The organism is Planctomycetia bacterium (assembly GCA_021413845.1).
Taxonomy (GTDB): Bacteria; Planctomycetota; Planctomycetia; order Pirellulales; family PNKZ01; genus PNKZ01.
Genome location: JAIOPP010000008.1, coordinates 212652 through 231259, shown reverse-complemented (window position 1 = coordinate 231259; position 18608 = coordinate 212652). Strand labels below are relative to the sequence as shown.

The window sequence follows — 18608 nt, the reverse complement described above, 5'->3', positions numbered from 1 at the left end:
GAAGAAACAACGACCGACGGATATCTCTCCTTTCAGGAGTCGCCCGCATATGTCAGCAGCCAAACCGTTCCGCATGTCTCGAAAAGCTTTCTTGCGCGGTGCAGGAGCGATGCTCGGCTTGCCCTATCTCGAAGCGATGATGCCGTCGGGCGTATTGGCCTCGGCGATGCCGAACACGCCGGCCCGCATGGGGATGTTCTACTTCGGCACCGGCATGAACACCTGGCAACTCTTCCCGGAAGACTTCGGGCGCGACTACAAGATGACTCGCATCTTGAAGCCGCTGGAGTCGTTGCGAAACGAATTCACGATCCTCTCCGGGACGATGCTCGGCAAAGGAGGCGGTCACGACGGTGCGTATCCCTTCTCGACCGCGATCGCCAAAGGGGAGAAACAGCGAGTCTCGCCGGATCAGGTCGCCGCGGCGGCGATCGGACGCGATACCCGCTACGCCTCGTTGCAACTCTCGGTCGAACGCGGCACCGCCTTCGGCAGCCAAGCGCTGGCGACGATTTCGTGGAACGAGCAAGGAGTTCCCTTGGCCGCGGAAAACGATCCGCACGTGTTGTTCAATCGCTTGTTCCGGCCCGACAACGCCGCCGAACACGAACAGCGCAAGCACGAGTTCCGTCGTCGCGGCAGCATCTTAGATCTCGTGCAAGAAGACGCGAAGCAGTTGAACTTGCGCGTCGGCTCGGCCGATAAGCAACAGCTCGAACAATACTTCAACTCGATCCGCGAATTGGAGAAGCAACTCGAACGGCGCATCTCCTGGTCGGATAAATCGAAGCCGGCTCCCGACACCGCCGGCATGGGCGACTTCGGCAAATCGATCAAGCCGGAAGGAAACGGCGACTTCCTCTACGACGACTACGCCAAGCTCATGTACGACCTGATCGCGCTCGCGTTTCAAACGGATTCGTCGCGCATCGTGTCGTACGTCGTGCGCAAGGAGCTCGCCGGCGGCGTGTATCCCGAGTTCGGCGTCTCGAAAGATTATCACTCGTTGACGCACCACGGCAACGATCCGCAAAACCTCGAAGAGCTCGCCAAGGTCGACACGATCTACATGCAGCATTGGGCCTACTTCTTGAACCGACTGAAATCGGTGAAGGAAGGAGACGGCACGTTGCTCGACCACACCGTACTCGGTCTTTCGAGCGGCATGGGAATGGGCCACAGCAAAGACCAGCTTCCGACGATCGTCTCCGGCGGGCGAGGCCTAGGAATGACGCATCAAGGACATTTGAAGTTGAAGAACGCGCCGCTCGCTTCCGTGTGGCACACGATGCTCGATCGGATCCAAGTTCCCGTCGTCGGGCAGTTCCAAGACAGCACCGGCCCGATCAAGGAGCTGATCGGTGCGTAAGAAAGTGTTGTTGCGATTCCTCAAGCAGTGCTTAAGCATCTATGTCGCATCGTTATTCGCTTGCGGTTTCGCGGCCGCCGCAGAACCATCGCCGAAAGTTCCCCTGCCGACCAGCGTCAACTCCCTCGGCATGCAACTCGTCGAGCTACCCGCCGCCGATTTCGTGATGGGAGAAGAGAGCTACAACAAGGTCAGCCTGAATCATCCGACGAGCATTCAAGTCGGCCAAGGTTTCGAAGACGACCGCCCTGCTCTGCCGACGCGGCTGACGAAGCCGTTCGCGATCGCCGCGCACGAAGTCACGGTCGGCCGGTTCCGCGCATTCGTCACGGCGACCGGCTACAAGACCGATGCCGAACGAACGGGCCGCGGAGCGTTCACGCTGCATCCGCAAGCGAAGCTCGAGCCCGATCGCTTCGCGCTCGACCCGCAAGCGTCGTGGAAGAACCCCGGCTTCGAGCAAACCGACGAGCATCCGGTCGTCTGCGTGAGTTGGAACGACGCGAACGCGTTTTGCGCTTGGCTCTCGAAGAGCGAAGGAGCATCCTATCGGCTGCCGACCGAAGCGGAATGGGAATACGCTTGCCGCGGCGGCACGACGACCGTCTACTCCTGCGGCGACGACCCGAACCTACTCTACGCCCACGGCAACCTCGGCGACGGCGCTCTCGAAAAGGAAGTCCCCGGCATCGTCGCTCGCCAAAGGGCCGATCGCCTTAAGCCCGAAGAAGGGGACGGCGTCACGTTCACGGCCCCCGTCGGCAAGTTCAAACCTAACCCCTTCGGGCTCTACGACACGCACGGCAACGTTTGGGAATGGTGCCGCGACCGGTATCAAGATCGGCTCTACGCGGCGCGACAAAAAGACTTGCAAGAGCTGCGGCGCATGAAGCAGCCGGTCTTCGTCGTCGATCCGCAAGGACCGGACACGACGCCGCAGCATCAGTACGGCGATTGGCGCAGCGTGCGCGGCGGCTCGTGGTACGTGAGCCCGATCAGTTGCCGCTCGGCGACCCGCTCGTTCGCCGAAGCCGGCGACGCGTTCAGCTACACCGGCTTCCGCGTCGTGCGCGAAGTAGCCGGCACGCCAAAGTAGCAGGCACGTTCCACGTGCCGTAGCCGCTTGCTTCATGGCAGCGCATGCCGCACCGCGCCACACTCTCGGCGAGCAGCTCGATCCGTTTCGGCGCTTCGACATCCGGTGTGGCGGACGGCACGTGGAACGTGCCTGCTACTTGGACGGACCGAGCGAGCCGAACGCCAGCGCGAGCACATGGTCCGACAGGCGCACGACTTCTTCCCACCGCACGGCGTCGGTCGAGCGCATGATCCGGCCCGGCCACAACGCACCGACGTAAACGCCGCCGCCGAAAGCCGCCGTGGTCGGAGCGTTCGTATTCGGCACCCGTTTCCACGCAAGGCCGTCGGGCGAGAAGTAGGTCGCCCCTTGGCCGATCCCGACAAACTGTTTCCCGTCCCAAACGACGGCGTTGAGATGCTCCCCTTCTTCGCCGACGACTCGGTCGGTCCACGCGAGCCCGTCGACGCTGCGCATCCGCAAGCCGTGCATGCCGCCGCCGACGAAGCAGCCGTTGCCGTAAGCGACGTCGATCAGCGTATTGACCGCTTTCGGATTCGGAGCGTTCTTCCATTCGAGCCCGTCGCGCGAGACGGAGCACCGCGCGAAGTCGCCGACGCCGACGATCACGGTCTCCCCTTTCTCGACTTCGCCGATCGCGAACCGGCGCAGCACGCCGCCGAGGCCGTAGGAAACCTTGTACTCCGCGATCTTGTGTTCCTTCAACCAGGTGATGCCATCGTCCGACGGGATCACGAAGTTGGCGCCGCTGGCGATGAACTTGTTGCGAAAGTAGACGAGGCACGAGATGTAGTTGGCGTACTGCGCGTTGTGCTTCGCCGGCTGCCACTGGGCACCGTCGGTGGACGCCGCGAAGATGTTCTCACCGCCGAAGCGCCCGCCGACGACGCACTTGCCGCCGCCGAAACAGGCCGTCGAAAACACTTCTCCCTCGCGGCCGCTTTGCGAATGGTCCCACGTGCGCCCATCGCGCGAAAAGATGCGCAAGCCGTTTTCACCGACCGCCGTAAACACCGGGCCGGAAAGTGGAGTCGCGTCCGCCATGCTCGTATCGATCTTGAATCGGGTCGCGAAGAAGAGAACGCCGCGCGGTCTTAAACCAGATCCGGCAAGAGGCCGTCGTAAGCCATCTTCGTCGAGGTCTTGCTGTTGCCGAACTCGCCGCTCGTGTCCCCCATGCGGGCCAGCATCTCGGCGTACAAGTTCGCGACCGGCGTTTCCTTCTGATATTGGATATGCCGACCGGTTCGCAAGGCTCCCCCTGCGCGGCCCGCGAGCAGCACCGGATAGTCCTTGGTGCCGTGTCCGCCGTCGGCCATGTACGACGTGTAGAGCAGCATCGAATTATCCAGCAGGCTCGAGCCTCCTTCGTCGATGTTGCGCATCTTCTCGACGACATGCGCGAACAACTCCGTGTACCACGCATGGACTTGTCGGCAACCCTCGCGGCTCACCGGATCGGCGTCTTCGACGCGCGACGCGTTGCCTTGATGCTCGAGCGTGTGCATGTGGTATTCGTAGCCGACCGTGACGACGCCGGGGAACAATGCGCCGTCGCTTCCCGCGCCGACCGTGCAGACGCGGGTCGTATCGGTCTGGAACGCCAAGACCATCAAGTCGCCCATCATCTTGATGTATTCGCCGTGGACAGCCGGGTTGCGGCCGACCAACTGAATCAAACGATTCGCGGCTTTCGCATCAGCCGGCATCCCTTGCGGGATCTCCACGCGCGACGGGCCCGGATCCGGAATGTCGAGCGCTTCGAGTGCGATCCGGTTTTGGATGTGCGCGATTCGCTGCTCGATCGAGTCGATCGCGGCGAGGTAGTCGCCGAGCTTGTGCTTGTCGGCGGCGCCGAGGTTCTTGTTCAAGCGGCGAGCGTCGTCCAACACTAAGTCGACGACTTGCTTGTCGTACGAATCGGCGGCCTTCACGCTCGACTTCGGCTGCTCGAGAGCCGCCATACGGCGCGCCCAATTCGGCGCGACCGGCGTCCGCCCTTTGAACATCCGCTCGAAGACTTGCCGCGGGTCTTTCTCAAACGGCACGCTGCTGCCGTTGGCGCGGTAGGAATACTGCGTCTCTCCTTCGGTGTAGCCGATCTCCATCGACGAGAGCAGCGCTTTGTCTTTCATCAAGCGCGCGGCCCGCTGGTCGATCGACTCGGCGACGCGCGTTTGCTTGTCCGCGGTCACGACGCTCGTCGTCGGCTTGCCGTGAATCGAGCTCACCTTGTCGGCACCGGTAAGGTGCATATAGGCGCAATGTTGATGTGCGTTCAACCCTTCCGAACGGCCCGACTGCGAGAGGTTCGAGAGGACGAGCAGTTCGCTCTTATGCGGCTCGAGCGCGCGGAGAATCGAAGGGAGCTTGGCGAGCGCGCCGGTTTCCGTCGGCACCCACGACTCGCGCACCGTCCCGCCGGTGACCGTGAAGATGCCCATCCGCAGCGGCGGCTTCGCGGCTTTCGTCGAGCCCGGCTTCGCGCCCGCTGCCGCACCGGCGAGCGATTCCAAATACGGCAACGCCACGCACGCTCCGGCCCCGCGCAAAAAAGTTCGACGCGAGAGTCCGGAATCGGATCGAGACATGCAGAACTCCAGCAGAGAGGCGGGCCGAACTTAAGGTAGGCAACTGCGGGTAGGCAAAGCCGAGGCAGGCGGGTCGCTCACGACCCCTTGCCGTCCTATCGGACGAAACAGGCGGGAAGCTCTTACATTATTCCCAATTCCCGCCCCTGGGAAGAGCTTTCGCCGCGATTACGAACCAGTTACGAACCGCTTACTTGCCGGCCGCGGCCGCGCCATCCGAATTTTGCCGATATTGAAACTGCCGGCTGCCGACGATCCCCCGCACGAGAGCGGAAAAACGGTACTTTTCCCGCTCTAAGGTTTCGCTCAGTTCGGCGATGGCAAGCTCGTCGTGGTATTCGCTGTTTCGCCCGAGTGCATACACCATGAGTTGCACTACGAAATTGCGGACGAACTGACTTTGCCGCGTGCGCAAAATCTTCTTCAATCCGTCGACGCCGCGGAATTCCGCGCCGCCGGTAAGCTGACCGGCATTGTCGACCGGCGCGCCGCCGACTTGGTCGCGCCACATGCCGATCGCGTCGTAGTTCTCCAGCGCGAAGCCGAGCGGATCGATCTTCTTATGACACGCGGCGCAGGTCGCATCGGCGGCATGCGCGGCGAGCTTGTCGCGAAAGTTTTTCGGCTCGGGCTTCCCCTTCACCGCCGGCTTGAAGTTGCTCACGTTCGCCGGCGGCGGCGATGGCGGAGTGCCGAGCACGACCTCCAAGACCCACTTTCCGCGGGCCGTCGGCTTCGTGCGGTCGGTGTGCGACGTCATCGCCAACACGCCTCCCATGCCCAAGAGCCCGCCTCGATGATCGCTCGGCCGGAGCTTCACCAGTTGCATCTTCGGGCCGGTGACGCCGGCAAGGACGTAATGTTTCGCCAGCTCTTCGTTGACGTAGGTGTAGTCGGAATCGAGCAAGTCTAAGATGCTCCGATCTTCGCTCCGTAGCGTGTCGAAGAACACGCGCATCTCCTGCTCCATCGCTTGCTTGAGCGTTTGCGTAAACGCCGGGAAGCTGTTGCGGCTCGGCAGCGCGCGGCGCAGGTCGTTGATGTGCAGCCATTGCATGCCGAAATGTTCCGTCAGCGCCACGGCTTTCGGATCGGCCAGCATCCGCTTCACCTCGGCGTCGAGCACCTCGGGCTTGTTCAAAGTTCCAGCGTCAGCCAAGGCCGAGAGGGCTTCATCCGGCATCGAGGCCCACAAGAAATAAGAGAGCCGCACCGCGAGTTCGTGATCGGTCACCGGATACGCTTCGTGCGAACCTGCGGCCCCTTGATCTCGCTCTAAGCGAAACAGGAAGTGCGGCGAGACGAGAACCGGCTTGAGCGCCTTGCGGATCGCAGCGTCGTACTCATCCCCGGCGATCAGCGCTCGATCGACGATCGACAACAGCCGCTCGATCTCGCCCGCTGCGACCGGCCGACGATACGCGCGGCGCACGAACCGCTCCAATACCTTGCGCGCGGCGTCCACGGCGGTGACGCCCTCGGCAGGCCGCGCGAACACGATCTTCTGCCGATCCACTCGGCGATTCGCTTCCTCGAACAGCGCCTTCAAGACTTCTTCGGCCCCCTTGAAATACTTGTCGAGCAGCACTTCATCGATGACCTGCGCACCGGCTAGGTTCGCATATCCCTCGGCGATTTCTTCGCTGCGAATTCCGGCGGCGCCGGCCGCATCGAACTGAAAGCCGAGCAGATCGCGGAGCGTGTTGTTGTATTCGGCGCGCGTGAGTTGCCGCACCAGCGGTGGGCCCGGATCTTGATAGATCGGGCTCCGGCGGTCGATCGTCTCGACGCGGTCGTGAATCCAAGCGAGCAGTTGCTTCCGCTCGTCGGCCGTGAAGCCGGAGTCTTTCGGTTGCGGCGGCATGTCGCCGGCTTCGAGTGCTTCGCGCACTTTGCGCCACGTCTCGCGCGCGTTGAGAATCGAAGCGACGTCGCCGAACTTCGCGAAGTTCAAACCCATCTCTTGCACGTCGGGCCCGTGGCACGCGAAGCAATGCTTTTGCAACAGCCCGAGCGCCGTGGATCGATAGGCCAAGGGATCGTCGACGCTTACGGCAACCGGCTTGGCCGGCATCTTAGCCGCCTGTTCGGCTGCTTCGCTCTCGCTCGCGCAAGCCGCGAGCAACCCGATCAGTGCTGAGCACAAAAGACGAACGACGACGTAGCGGCGAACCCAAGGCATAGCGAAATCTCGATCGTGGAATGCCGGCCGTGATGCATTCGGCGGCCGAAAACAGGCGGAGTAGACAAGAGAGCCCGAACGTTTGAGAATAGTCCGCCGGTTTCCGCCTCGCAACCTGCGCGACGGCGCCGCGGCAAGTGGATGCAGCGGCAAGTGGATGCAGCGGCGAATTCTTACGACGAGACGATCGCAATGGCTCACTGGCTTCGCTCGCGATTCTTTTTTCCGCTCTTGGCGCTCAGCATCGTCGCGATGGCGCTCTACCTCGCTTGGCGGCAACTCATCGGCCCTTGGACCGGCCCCCGCCTGCACTTGAATCTCTTCCTCGCCTGGGTGCCGTACTTCGCGGCGCTCGCGGCGGTTGCGGCGCATCAACGCCGCCCAAGCTCACCCTGGCTCTTTCGAGTTTCGTTCCTCGCTTGGTTCGTCTTCTTTCCGAACGCGCCGTATCTCGTCACCGATTGGCGTTATCTTCCCGGTTGGGTCGATGAACTGTGGTACGCCATGTTGATGATGACTTCGTTCTCGCTCTGCGGGCTCTTCCTCGCCGCGATTTCGCTTTATCTCGTTCACACCGTCGTCGCACGACGGACCTCGCATCGTGCGGGCACCATCGTCGCAGCGCTTGCCATCGGCCTCAGCGGGCTCGGTGTCTATCTCGGTCGCTTCATTCGCCTCAACACTTGGGACCTCATCACGCACCCGCGCACGGTGATCTCGGACGTCGCCACTGCTTTCCGAACGCACGAAACCCACATGGGCCCGATCGGCTTCACCGTTCTGTTCACCCTCTTGCTGGCATCCGTCTACTATCTCGTGCTGCAACTTCGACAGGCCCATTGGTCGCGCGAAGAGGTTCAGGTGTGGGAGATTCCGGTGCGCACGCTTCCGCCTGAGTAAGGGCATCCCTTATGCGTGCGACATTCTCGCGGGAATCCGCTGACGGTTGTTTCGGCAATCCGACTCGTTGTTGCGCCGCGCGGCAACGCAATGTGTTAGCCTGAGGCGTGCGGATCTTTCATCCAACACATCGCGAGAAGTCATGCTGATCCGAGTCGGGTGCGAAATCGAATTCACGTTTCCCGAACCGACCGCCATGATGTTGATGCTGAGCCTGCATCCATTGCGAGCGCCGACGATTCGCAAACATGAGAACCTCCAGGTCGATCCGCCGGTTCCGATCTTTCAGTTTTTCGATACCAACGGCAATCGCTGCGGACGCACCGTCGTGCCGGCAGGCCGTGTTCGCTTCAGCAATAGCGCCATCGTCGAAGACAGCGGACTCCCCGACTTGCAGGTGTGGAACGCGCCGCAAGTCAACGTGCAGGACTTGCCCTACGAAGTGCTGCCGTTTCTGCTCGGGAGCCGCTATTGCGAAGTCGATAGCGAATTGAAGGACTTCGCTTGGAGCAAGTTCTCGCAGACTCCGGCCGGCTGGCCGCGCGTGCAAGCGGTTTGCGACTTCGCGCACAAGCATATTCGTTTCGACTATCAACTCGCTCGACCCAATCGCACGGCGCTTGAAGCCTATCGCGAGCGCGTCGGCGTTTGTCGCGACTACATGCACCTCGCCGTGACGCTCTGCCGCTGCTTGAACATCCCGGCCCGCTACTGCACGGGCTATCTCGGCGACATCGGCGTTCCTCTCGCACCCTATCCGATGGATCTCAGCGCTTGGTTCGAGGCGTTCCTCGGCGGACAATGGTACGCCTTCGATGCCCGCAACAATACGCCGCGCATCGGCCGCGTCTTGATGGCTCGCGGTCGCGATGCGGCCGATGTCGCCATGACGACGACCTTCGGCGTCAATCAACTTCAGTCGTTCAAGGTCGTGACGGAAGAAGTGAAGTAACGTACTCGACGCAGGTCTTTATGGACGCCTGGTACTTCGCCTACGGCAGTAATCTTCTGACCGATCAGATGCTCGCCCGCGTCGGTTCGATCGGCCGCGCCGAGCATCCTCCGCGTGTGGCCCGCTTGGCGCACTATCGCTTGGTCTTCCAACATCTCAAGCCCGGCGAGCCGGCATACGCCAATATCCTCGCGCTCGGGCCGAGTGATTCAACCTCGAGCGTGCTCGGCGTCGTCTATCGCTCTAGCGAAGCGGAGTTGGCAAAGCTCGATGTTTACGAACAGGGCTACGAGCGCAGGCCGATCGAAGTGACCGATCTCGCGGGCCAAACTCTCGCGGCGGTCGCGTACATCGTCCGGCCTACCGATGCGTTGAACATCGGCAGGCCGAGCGACGAGTACTTGCTGCGAATCACAACCGGCGCACGCCGACACGGTTTGCCGGAAGCATATATCGACGAGATCATCGCCCTCGCCGCTTCCGGAACGTCGCGCGAGCCTAGGCCACCAACGTCGCGTCGAGCGTAATTTCAGTCTTGAACAACTTCGATACCGGACAGCCGGCCTTCGCCATGCCGGTGAGCTTTTCGAAGTTGGCTTGATCGCAGCCCGGAATCTTCGCCTTGAGCGTGAGATGTACGGCCGTGATCGCGAAGCCCCCTTCGACTTGTTCCAAAGTCACTTGGGCCGAGGTGTCCATCTGGTCGGCAGTGAGCTTGGCTTCGCCCAAGATGAGCGAGAGGGCCATCGTGAAACAGCCCGCATGCGCCGCGCCGAGCAGCTCTTCGGGATTCGTTCCCTTCACCCCTTCGAAGCGTGCGGCGAAACCATAGGGATAAGCGCTCAGCGCGCCGCTCTCGGTCGAGATAGCTCCTTTGCCGTCCTTAAGTCCACCCTTCCAAACCGCCGAGCCGTTTCGTTTGATCTTCATCGCCCAAGTCCTCCGTTAGATGGATGCGCACGGCCGAGAGCTCGAACCCGCTCTCGCTCCGTGCGCTGAAACCGTCGTTGATAAGTTCACGTCGCCCCGCGCTGCAGCTACGCTGCCGTTCGCGGCTCGCCGTAGTCTAGCGGAGCCGCTCCTGCTGCACACTTCCCTATCGGCAGGGCTCGCTCCAGTACGTCGAGACTCAAAGCTTAACGCCGCCATGCCGATGGGTTACCATAAGCTCTGCCTACCTTCCGTCTTCCCGCCGAGTGCAGCGCAAATGAAAACGCCGAGTATCGCAACTTCGTCGTGGTCGTGTCGGTCGTCGTGTTGGATCATCGTGCTGTTTGCCGCAAGCTTCGCGCAAGCGGCCGAACCCGCGGCTTACTTCCGCGCCGATGCCGGAGTCGCCGCCGACAGCAAACCGCTCGTCGAGAAGTTCGACGACTCCACGCTTCTCTGGCGGCAACCGCTCGCGCCGGGCCACTCGACGCCGTGCGTCTGCGGCGACTCGATCTTTCTCACGACGTTCGAGAATAAAGAGCTTGCGACCGTGGCGCTCGATCGTCGCACGGGCAAGCCGCGCTGGCGACAAGTCGCGCCGGCGCGCGAGCTCGAAACCTTTCATCCGACCGGCAGCCCTGCCGCAGCGACGGCCGCTTGCGATGGTCGCCGCGTCTTCACGTTCTTCGGCAGCTACGGTCTGCTCTGCTACGACCTCGACGGCAAGCTCTTATGGTCGAAGCCGATGGGGCCGTTTCAAGATGAGTTCGGCTCGGGCAGCTCGCCGATCCTCGTCGACGGCAAGCTCATCCTCAACGAAGACCACGATCGCGACAGCTTCCTCTTGGCGGTCGATCCCGCCACGGGCGACACGATTTGGAAGACCGCGCGCGAAGGCTTCACGCGCAGCTACGCGACACCCGTCGTCTGGACGCTCGGCGGCCGACGGCAATTGATCGTCGCCGGTGCGCTGCAACTCGTGGCGTACGATGTCGAAACCGGTCGGCAACTTTGGTCGATGGACGGTATGGCCCGCATCGTGAACACGACACCGGCGATCGACGGCGAGATGCTGTACGTCGCCACTTGGTCTCCCGGCGGCGACACCGACGCGCGGATCGGCATGGAGTCGTGGGAATCGGCGACGAAGCAATGGGACAAGAACGCCGACGGTCGACTCGCGCGCGACGAAGTCAGCAATCCCGAAGTGCTCGATCGCTTCTTCCGGATCGACTTGAATCAAGACCGCGGCCTCGATGAAGGGGAGTGGAAAAAATATGCCCGCGTGTTCGAGCTCGCGAAGAACTCGATCCAAGTCTTCCGCCCGACGACGAGCGCGAGCGAACCTTCGGCCGATGTGAAGAAGATGGAAGTCGTTTGGCAGTATCAAAAAGGATTGCCGTACGTGCCGAGTCCGCTCGTGTATCGCAAAGTGGTTTACCTCGTGAAAGACGGCGGCATTCTTACGACCCTCGATGCCGCGAACGGTAAGCTGCTGAAAACCGGCCGCTTGCCCGGCGCGGGCAACTACATGGCCTCGCCGATCGCCGGCGACGGAAAAGTTTACCTGCTGAGCGAACGCGGCAGCTTGAACGTACTCGCAGCCGGCGGCAAATGGGACATCCTCAGCACGCATGATTTCGCCGAACGGACCGTCGCCTCACCGGTGATCGCCGACGATCGCATCTACATCCGCACCGAACAAGCCGTGTATTGCTTGGGAGCTAAGACATCGCCATGAGTAGCGCCGGCCTTCCCCGCGTGATGGCCGATGGCCCGCTCGCGCCGATCATTCTCGAAATGCTTGCCGGTGAAGTCGAGTGGATGCCCTGGCTCGCCGACGACACGGTCGTCCGCCACGACATCGCAGCCGTCTACACGTACGGCCACCCGCGCGTCGACGGTGCGTTGCTCGATCGTTTCCCCAACGCGCGCGTCGTGAGCAACTACGGCGTCGGCGTCGATCATATCGATCTTCGCGCCGCGGCCGAGCGGAAGATTCCGGTCGGCAACACGCCCGGCATTCTCGACGGCGCCACGGCCGACATGGGCTTCGCGCTCCTCTTGGCCGCGGCGCGGCGGATCGTCGTCGGCGATCGCTACGCGCGGTCGGCGGAGTTTACGCGCTACGATCCCGGCTACATGCTCGGCCGCGAAGTCCATTCCTCGACGCTCGGCATCGTCGGCATGGGACGCATCGGCGCGCAAGTTGCCCAGCGCGCTCGCGGGTTCGACATGCAGGTGCAGTATCACAACCGGACTCGTCGACCGGACGTGGAAACAGCGCTCGGCGTTCAGTACGCGACCCTCGACCGACTCCTCGCAACGAGCGACTACGTGATGCTCTGCTGTCCGCTGACCGCCGAGACGCGCGGCCTGATGAACCGCAGCACCTTCGCGCAAATGAAGCCGACCGCGATGCTCATCAACATCGCTCGCGGACCGGTCGTCGATACCGACGCGCTGACAGAAGCGCTCACGGAGAACCGCATCGCCGGAGCGGGCCTCGACGTCACCGACCCCGAACCGCTGCCGCGCGGCCATCCGTTGCTCGCGCTCGACAACGTCACGATCGTGCCGCATCTCGGCAGCGCAACGCTCGAAACCCGCCGTCGCATGGCCGAACTTTCCGTCGACAATCTTCGCGCCGGACTTGCGGGTAAGCCGCTCGTGCATGAAGTCCGCGCTTAGGTTCTTCGCGTAACGAAAAGGGCGGAGCACATAAAGCGCTCCGCCCTTTCGTCACCTTTGCTTCATGACCGCCTTACCGCGCACGAAAGCGGCGAACCGGACCGACGGGACCGACCGGCCGCGCCGGATCGACGACGCCGATCGGAGCGGCCGGCTGCACGTTGCTCGGGCCGCCCTGCGGTACGACGGCGCTCGTTCGTTGCACCGGCGAGATTTGTAGATCCAGCGTGCGGGCCACCGAGATTCGTGCGGCACTGTTCACCGGCAACTGCGCTGCGGCCGACTCGAACTGTGCCGGGCTATGGACCTCTTGGTCGTTCAACGCGACGATCTGATCTCCTTGCCGCACACCGGCATTCGCGGCCGGACTTCCGGCGGCCACGGTCGCCACGACCGCCGCATCGGTCACGCTTTCATCCAAGCGAATCCCGAGCGTGTTGCCGCCTACGGCAGCCGGTTGAACATCGACGTAAGAAACTTCTCGGAACGTCGGCTGCATCTGCACGAAGCGTTGATCCGGGGTCCAGTACAACGTTTGTTGTTGACCGTTGCGGAGCACGACTACCGGCACCCTTTGACCTGCCTGCACCGAACCTAGGTTTTGATAGAACGAAGCTTGCGACGAGATAGGCGTGCCGCCGAACGACACGAATTGATCTCCCGGCAAGAACCCGGCGTTGGTGAAGACGCTATTCTGCGCGATCGTCGACAAGGTCAGCGCGTTGGCCGAATTGGCAGCCCAGTTCAATCCGATCTGCGTGGCGATCCGACCGAAGTTCGGGTTCGCAGCGGCGTCGTTCACACCGGCGTTTACACCGGCATTGACGCGAGCGGCGGCGCCGCCGTTCGGGGCGTTCGAGTACGTGCGCGTGCCTTGCGTGGCGGCGTTGTTCGCACGGTCAGCGGCATTGTTAGCTGCACTGTTCGCGCGATCGGCGGCACGATCGGCAGTGTTCGCGGCGCGGCCTGCGGCATTGTTCGCCGCAGCGCCGGCTCGACCCGTGGCTCGGCCGGCGGCGTTGTTCGCGCGATCGGCAGCTCGATCGGCGGCTTGACCGGTTGCCTGGGCTGCGTTGTCGGCCGCGGCCTTCGCGTTCGCGGCGGCGTTTTGCGCGGCATTCGTCGCTTGGTTCGCGGCGTTCTGAGTCGCTGTCGTGGGAGCTGGGTTCGTAGGAACCGTCTCCTTCACCGTGTCGCTTTCCTTGACCTTGGCCGATGGTAGCGGCGCCTTATCTTCTACGACTTGTGCGAACGAAACCGAACCGAAAGCAATCAACGCGCCGCCTGCTAGCGTTGCGAAACTGCGCGATCGTTTCGATGAAAACAAGAATGACATGACGTGAACCTCCTGAATGAAATGAATGTCGAACCGGAAGGTCGCACGGAGCAAGAGATGTACCTAAAACCACATTTGTGCATAATTCGGGCGGATATCTATGGATTACCCACATAACGAACTCGCCCCCCGAATCATGATCGACCGCGCCGATAAATTCCTGATCGCGCCGACGCGCTTGGTTCGTCGGCACGACGAATATCAGAACACCTGCATGAGCGCGCTCCTAGATGGAAGGATGCTTCTTTGACGAACGACATCGAAGTGGAACCGGCCGAAGCGCGCCCACCGCAAGCGGTTTCCCTCCGTGAAGCGCTGCCGACGTGGTGTCGCGTTGCCGCGCTGAGCTTCGGCGGACCGGCCGGGCAGATCGCGGTGATGCATCGCATTCTCGTCGACGAGAAGAAGTGGATCAGCGAAGAACGTTTTCTGCATGCGCTCAACTACTGCATGCTTCTTCCGGGGCCCGAGGCGCAGCAACTGGCGACGTACATCGGCTGGCTCATGCATCGCACGGCCGGCGGATTGCTGGCCGGCACGCTCTTCATCTTGCCCGGCTTTCTCGCGATTATGCTGCTCAGCATCGTCTATGCGACCTTTCAGCAAACGCCGTTGGTGCAAGCTCTGTTCTTTGGTTTGAAGCCGGCCGTCATGGCGATCGTCGTCGAGGCGGTGCTGAGAATCGGCAAGCGTGTGCTTAAGAACGGCACGATGGTCGCGATCGCGGCCCTTTCGTTCATCGCCATCTTCTTCTTCGAGATTCCGTTTCCGCTCGTGATCATCGCGGCGGGAATCGTCGGTTATCTCGGCGGACGGATCGCACCCGACCGCTTTCATGTCATCTCAGGACACGGCAAGCAGAGCCCCGGCGATTCGCAGGGGCCGGCGCGCATCGCCGATCGCGCGATCGTGCCCGCACCGACATGGCGCCGCGCGGCCTTCGTTTCCGGCATCTGCCTTCCCCTCTGGTTCGGACCGATCGTCGCCGTGCGCTTGCTGCTCGGGCCGAGTTCCGTCTTCTACCATGAAGCGACGTTCTTCAGTCAAGCGGCGATGGTCACGTTCGGCGGTGCATACTCCGTATTGGCGTACGTCGCGCAGCAAGCGGTCGAGCACTTCCGTTGGCTCCGCCCCGGCGAGATGCTCGACGGCCTCGGGATGGCGGAGACCACTCCCGGGCCGCTGATTATCGTCGTCGAGTTCGTCGGGTTCTTAGGAGCTTACAGGCATCCGGAACCATTCGCTCCGTTGACGGCCGGCATCATCGGCGCCGTCCTCACGACCTGGGTCACCTTCGTGCCCTGCTTCTATTGGATCTTTCTCGGCGCACCTTACATCGAGCGACTCCGCGGCAACAAGAACTTGAGCGCGGCCCTGTCGACGATCACGGCCGCCGTGGTCGGCGTGATTCTGAACCTTGCCGTGTGGTTCTCGTTGCACACACTCTTCGGCTCCGTCTCGACGACGCGCTTCTACGGCACGCGCTTTCTCTTGCCGGACTTCGGCTCGCTGCATGCCGCCATCGCCGCGATCGCGGTCTTGGCGATGCTGATGACCTTCTACTGGAAGCGCGGCCTCGCGACGACGCTCGCTGTCTGCGGGTTGCTCGGAGTTGCGGCCTACTACTTCGTGCCGCCGGCTTGGCACTGATGTTTTCGTCTACTGAGATGCCACTCGCGGCACCGTTCATGCATCCGTATACCGACCGCGGAAGAAGCCGCTATCGGCCGGCGGTGCGTAGCGTATATCCAGCGCTGCGCTTTCGATCGTCTTGCCGCCGGCGTGTAACGATTGCAGGCCGAGGTCGAGCGCGGTGCTGGTGAGCAACGTTCGCTCGATCGGATACGGCGGCTTTCCCGTCGCGAAGAACCGCTCGATGTTCCAAGTGAGCGGGTCGAAGAACTTCGCTCCCGGCGGCGCGGGGAGCACGAACCAAGTGCTCAGCGGATCGGCTTGCCCTGCGACCGTCGCCGCGAATGCGAGATCGGAGACTTGCTCCATGAGGTTCAACACCGTCGCGCGGGTGCCGTCGCGATAGTCGATCACCAACGCCGACGGGTCCTTCACGTTCTCCTTCACCGGCCCGACGTTCCGACTCGGGCAGCGCGCCAAGGCCGCCTCGAGCAGCTTCCACGACCAGACTCCCTCGTCGCCCGCTTTCCAAACTTCCGGCCCTTGGAAGCAGCGCACCTTCGCGATCCCGGTCTCGCCTCCGCGCCGCCGCTCCCACATGCATTGCAGCGCTTCGAGTGCGTGAAAGAGATAAATCTCGACCCGCTTCGGATCGAATCCGAAGATGCTCAACCCTTCGCGAAACGGCGTCTCGAGCGCCGGTTCGAGCTCAGGCCGGCGCCAAGTGACCGGCAGCGACGAGCCGGCCATCAACGGAAACTTCAGCTCGCGAGAAGCCGCCACCATCTTCGCCGCTAGGCGATGATCGAACGACAAATGTTTGTCGATAAACACGGGCACGCTCCGGCCCGACTTGCGAAACACGTCGACGATTTGCTCGAACATCTCATAGCGCGGATAGAGCAGTTGCCCAAGCTCGTTCTGCGGATAGTCGCCGTGCTCGCAGATGAGCAAGACGGCGTCGACATCGAGCTTGCCCGGGCCGCCGAGCGCTTCGGCAATCGTCTTAGATAACTCGATCCCGCGCGTCCGGCACAGCTCGCGGCTCAAGTCGTTGTCGGGATACTGGTCGTTGAAGATCCGCGCGAGCTTTAGTTGCGGTTGATGATGCACCCCTTCGCGACTGTAGCCGTCGAGAATCCGGCCCTCGATGTGATAGGCATGCGACTTGAAATAATACACCGAGTTGATCGCGGCCACGCGCAGCGGCTTCTGCGGCTCCGCGCCCCGCGCGGCAGAGGCAACCGCGCCGAGATCGAGCGACGCCGCGGCGAAGGCAGCCGTGCCGGCGAGAAAATCTCGGCGCGAAAACAGATCGTGCGGCATATCACTGCTCCTCTTTTTCCCGTCGCTATCGGTGCCGAATATGTGTCGCATATCTTAACAGTCGGGTAGACTGTCGACACCTACGCAACTAGGCCGCGCCGTTCGGATTCGATTTCGACATCGGGAGAACCAAGCCATGACGTCCGGCATCGCACAAACACTCGGCGACAAAGCGGAACACCTGCTCGGATTCGACAAGCCCAAGATCGACAAAGCACGGCTGCACCTGCCGGGCCATGACTTCGTCGATCGGGTCTTCGCGCCGTCCGATCGCAGCAACCGCGTGCTGGTGAATCTCGAACGGATCTTCGCGCACGGCCGACTCGGCGGCACCGGCTATCTTTCGATCTTGCCGGTCGATCAAGGAGTCGAGCATTCGGCCGGCGCGAGCTTCGCGCGCAACCCGGATTACTTCGACCCGGAGAATATCGTCCGACTCGCGATCGACGGCGGCTGCAATGCCGTGGCGTCGACGTTCGGCGTCCTCGGCTTCACGGCGCGCAAGTACGCGCATAAGATTCCGTTTCTCGTGAAGATCAACCACAACGAACTGCTGACCTTCCCGAACAAGTTCGACCAAATCATGTTCGGCACGATTCGCGAAGCGGCCGACATGGGTGCCGCGGCGATCGGCGCGACCATCTACTTCGGCTCGGCCGAAAGCGGACGGCAGATCGTGGAAGTAAGCCAAGCCTTTGCAATGGCCCACGAGCTCGGCCTAGCGACCGTGCTCTGGTGCTACATGCGCAACGACGCCTTCAAGACGAAGGAGAAAGATTTCCACGTCGCCGCCGACCTGACCGGCCAAGCGAATCATCTCGGTTGCACGATCCAAGCCGACATCATTAAGCAGAAGCTGCCGGAAAACAACGGCGGCTTCAAAGCCCTCAACACCGGCAACTCCGCCTACGGCAAGCTCGATGAAAAGATCTATACCGAGTTGACGAGCGACCACCCGATCGATCTCTGCCGCTACCAAGTCGCGAACTGCTACATGGGCCGAGCAGGCCTGATCAATAGCGGCGGCGCGTCAGGGAAGAACGACTTCGCCGAAGCGGTCGCTACGGCCGTCGTCAACAAACGCGCCGGCGGCATGGGCCTGATCTCCGGCCGCAAAGCGTTTCAACGCCCGCGCGAAGAAGGAGTAAAACTTCTCCACGCGATTCAAGACGTTTACCTAAGCGAGGAAGTGACGATCGCGTAACTCTTACTTCCATAGCATATTTATGCCGCTCCATGACGACATGGTCTTATTCGGTCCGCTCGAATGGTTGGTTTTCCTCGTACTGTCGCTGTTTTATTGCAGTTACAAAGGATACGCGGCGGCGGTAAGTTCGAAGTATGATCCGAAGGTTTCCTTCCATCCGGTCGCCGCGATGCTCGGGCTGTTCGGAATCTTTGGCGTGCTGATGGTGCCTCTCGCCGGCACATTCGAAGTACTTTTATTACTTCTTAAAAGTGAGTGGCTCGTCATCGTCGGCTTGTTACTGCTGGGGTGGCCTTTTTGCTTCTTGGTTTACTACTTCGCATTTCAACTGGTAGTACGAGTTGCACAAAGATTCCGCAAATAACTTGGCTAGATCGACGGGATTCGCCGGCT

The 18608-nt window shown here is 62.0% G+C and carries 16 protein-coding genes; 10 read left to right on the top strand and 6 right to left on the bottom strand.

The genetic code is table 11. The features are described from left to right. The first annotated feature begins 49 nt into the window (after positions 1–49). Together K8U03_02320 and K8U03_02315 are read left to right on the top strand one after the other, a co-directional pair. A complete protein-coding gene (locus K8U03_02320; protein ID MCE9603718.1) occupies positions 50–1369 on the top strand; it encodes a DUF1552 domain-containing protein in 1320 nt (439 codons plus the stop codon). After that, on the top strand, positions 1362–2465 hold the full coding sequence (locus tag K8U03_02315) for a formylglycine-generating enzyme family protein (protein MCE9603717.1): 1104 nt from the start codon (positions 1362–1364) through the stop codon (positions 2463–2465). The genes K8U03_02320 and K8U03_02315 overlap by 8 nt, the downstream gene beginning before the upstream one ends. A 135-nt stretch (positions 2466–2600) precedes the next feature. Here K8U03_02315 and K8U03_02310 read toward each other — a convergent pair whose 3' ends face one another. From K8U03_02310 to K8U03_02300, 3 genes are all read right to left on the bottom strand, one after another. Next, positions 2601–3512: a hypothetical protein gene (locus tag K8U03_02310; protein MCE9603716.1), complete on the bottom strand. Its 912-nt coding sequence runs from the start codon at positions 3510–3512 to the stop codon at positions 2601–2603. A gap of 50 nt (positions 3513–3562) precedes the next feature. Next, positions 3563–5059 carry a DUF1552 domain-containing protein gene (locus K8U03_02305; GenBank protein ID MCE9603715.1) on the bottom strand — a complete coding sequence of 499 codons (1497 nt, stop codon included), beginning with the start codon at positions 5057–5059 and terminating at the stop codon, positions 3563–3565. A 190-nt stretch (positions 5060–5249) separates the two neighbouring features. Continuing rightward, positions 5250–7241: a DUF1592 domain-containing protein gene (locus K8U03_02300; protein ID MCE9603714.1), complete on the bottom strand. Its 1992-nt coding sequence runs from the start codon at positions 7239–7241 to the stop codon at positions 5250–5252. A 192-nt stretch (positions 7242–7433) separates the two neighbouring features. On the opposite strand from K8U03_02300, the gene K8U03_02295 reads away from it, so the two are divergent. From K8U03_02295 to K8U03_02285, 3 genes are all read left to right on the top strand, one after another. Further along, the gene (locus tag K8U03_02295) at positions 7434–8141 is read left to right on the top strand and encodes a DUF1361 domain-containing protein (protein ID MCE9603713.1); all 708 of its coding nucleotides are present in this window, start codon (positions 7434–7436) and stop codon (positions 8139–8141) included. 142 nt (positions 8142–8283) lie between these two features. Further along, positions 8284–9093 (top strand): transglutaminase family protein, encoded by an 810-nt coding sequence (locus tag K8U03_02290; GenBank protein MCE9603712.1) that lies wholly within the window; start codon positions 8284–8286, stop codon positions 9091–9093. A gap of 20 nt (positions 9094–9113) precedes the next feature. Continuing rightward, on the top strand, positions 9114–9620 hold the full coding sequence (locus K8U03_02285) for a gamma-glutamylcyclotransferase (protein MCE9603711.1): 507 nt from the start codon (positions 9114–9116) through the stop codon (positions 9618–9620). Here the strand turns inward: K8U03_02285 and K8U03_02280 are convergent. After that, on the bottom strand, positions 9592–10023 hold the full coding sequence (locus K8U03_02280) for an OsmC family protein (GenBank protein MCE9603710.1): 432 nt from the start codon (positions 10021–10023) through the stop codon (positions 9592–9594). The genes K8U03_02285 and K8U03_02280 overlap by 29 nt on opposite strands. Positions 10024–10300: 277 nt before the next feature. On the opposite strand from K8U03_02280, the gene K8U03_02275 reads away from it, so the two are divergent. Together K8U03_02275 and K8U03_02270 are read left to right on the top strand one after the other, a co-directional pair. Next, positions 10301–11764, top strand: coding sequence for a PQQ-binding-like beta-propeller repeat protein (locus tag K8U03_02275; protein ID MCE9603709.1), 1464 nt, complete (start codon positions 10301–10303; stop codon positions 11762–11764). Next, positions 11761–12714 (top strand): D-glycerate dehydrogenase, encoded by a 954-nt coding sequence (locus tag K8U03_02270; protein MCE9603708.1) that lies wholly within the window; start codon positions 11761–11763, stop codon positions 12712–12714. Before K8U03_02275 ends, K8U03_02270 begins: the two co-directional genes overlap by 4 nt. A 73-nt stretch (positions 12715–12787) precedes the next feature. On the opposite strand, the gene K8U03_02265 is transcribed toward K8U03_02270, so the two are convergent. Next, a complete protein-coding gene (locus tag K8U03_02265) occupies positions 12788–14050 on the bottom strand; it encodes a PDZ domain-containing protein (GenBank protein MCE9603707.1) in 1263 nt (420 codons plus the stop codon). 246 nt (positions 14051–14296) lie between these two features. Between K8U03_02265 and chrA the strand changes: the two genes are divergently transcribed. Further along, on the top strand, positions 14297–15700 hold the full coding sequence (chrA, locus tag K8U03_02260; protein MCE9603706.1) for a chromate efflux transporter: 1404 nt from the start codon (positions 14297–14299) through the stop codon (positions 15698–15700). A gap of 36 nt (positions 15701–15736) precedes the next feature. Here chrA and K8U03_02255 read toward each other — a convergent pair whose 3' ends face one another. Then, positions 15737–17008, bottom strand: coding sequence for a hypothetical protein (locus tag K8U03_02255; GenBank protein ID MCE9603705.1), 1272 nt, complete (start codon positions 17006–17008; stop codon positions 15737–15739). 136 nt (positions 17009–17144) lie between these two features. Here K8U03_02255 and K8U03_02250 point away from each other — a divergent pair, with 136 nt between their 5' ends. After that, entirely contained in the window at positions 17145–18212 is a 1068-nt protein-coding gene (locus K8U03_02250) for a class I fructose-bisphosphate aldolase (GenBank protein ID MCE9603704.1), read from the top strand. A 22-nt stretch (positions 18213–18234) separates the two neighbouring features. Then, positions 18235–18579: a hypothetical protein gene (locus tag K8U03_02245; protein MCE9603703.1), complete on the top strand. Its 345-nt coding sequence runs from the start codon at positions 18235–18237 to the stop codon at positions 18577–18579. Positions 18580–18608 lie beyond the last annotated feature (29 nt).

Bases quoted from the DNA above. Each gene is read 5' to 3' on its own strand.
- K8U03_02320 (MCE9603718.1), top strand. From the start codon at position 50: ATGTCAGCAGCCAAACCGTTCCGCATGTCTCGAAAAGCTTTCTTGCGC.
- K8U03_02310 (MCE9603716.1), bottom strand. From the start codon at position 3,512: ATGGCGGACGCGACTCCACTTTCCGGCCCGGTGTTTACGGCGGTCGGT.
- K8U03_02305 (MCE9603715.1), bottom strand. From the start codon at position 5,059: ATGTCTCGATCCGATTCCGGACTCTCGCGTCGAACTTTTTTGCGCGGG.
- K8U03_02300 (MCE9603714.1), bottom strand. From the start codon at position 7,241: ATGCCTTGGGTTCGCCGCTACGTCGTCGTTCGTCTTTTGTGCTCAGCA.
- K8U03_02295 (MCE9603713.1), top strand. From the start codon at position 7,434: ATGGCTCACTGGCTTCGCTCGCGATTCTTTTTTCCGCTCTTGGCGCTC.
- K8U03_02290 (MCE9603712.1), top strand. From the start codon at position 8,284: ATGCTGATCCGAGTCGGGTGCGAAATCGAATTCACGTTTCCCGAACCG.
- K8U03_02285 (MCE9603711.1), top strand. From the start codon at position 9,114: ATGGACGCCTGGTACTTCGCCTACGGCAGTAATCTTCTGACCGATCAG.
- K8U03_02280 (MCE9603710.1), bottom strand. From the start codon at position 10,023: ATGAAGATCAAACGAAACGGCTCGGCGGTTTGGAAGGGTGGACTTAAG.
- K8U03_02275 (MCE9603709.1), top strand. From the start codon at position 10,301: ATGAAAACGCCGAGTATCGCAACTTCGTCGTGGTCGTGTCGGTCGTCG.
- K8U03_02270 (MCE9603708.1), top strand. From the start codon at position 11,761: ATGAGTAGCGCCGGCCTTCCCCGCGTGATGGCCGATGGCCCGCTCGCG.
- K8U03_02265 (MCE9603707.1), bottom strand. From the start codon at position 14,050: ATGTCATTCTTGTTTTCATCGAAACGATCGCGCAGTTTCGCAACGCTA.
- K8U03_02255 (MCE9603705.1), bottom strand. From the start codon at position 17,008: ATGCCGCACGATCTGTTTTCGCGCCGAGATTTTCTCGCCGGCACGGCT.
- K8U03_02250 (MCE9603704.1), top strand. From the start codon at position 17,145: ATGACGTCCGGCATCGCACAAACACTCGGCGACAAAGCGGAACACCTG.
- K8U03_02245 (MCE9603703.1), top strand. From the start codon at position 18,235: ATGCCGCTCCATGACGACATGGTCTTATTCGGTCCGCTCGAATGGTTG.